Consider the following 229-nt stretch of genomic DNA (forward strand, 5'->3'; position numbering starts at 1 on the left):
GTCTCATATGATCAAAATGGAAAAGAAGTACTAACCCATAAAACTTGGGAAGGAAACGGCAGAGACAGAACTGCTCATTTCAATACAGTATACCACTTCCGCCGAATTCAAAAAATGTAAAAGTTGTAGCAAGAGAATGTACAGGTCTTGCATGGGAATGGTGGAGAACAATTATTAATGAACAAAATGTTCCATTAACAAATGAAATGAAAGTTTCAATTGGAGGAAC

At 35.8% G+C, this 229-nt stretch carries 1 pseudogene; it reads left to right on the top strand.

Annotated features, from left to right (window positions below):
• Positions 1 to 57: 57 nt before the first annotated feature.
• Positions 58 to 229, top strand: a pseudogene (locus BPMYX0001_RS31525) (thiol-activated cytolysin C-terminal domain-containing protein); the annotation flags it as partial.

The organism is Bacillus pseudomycoides DSM 12442 (assembly GCF_000161455.1).
GTDB lineage: Bacteria > Bacillota > Bacilli > Bacillales > Bacillaceae_G > Bacillus_A > Bacillus_A pseudomycoides.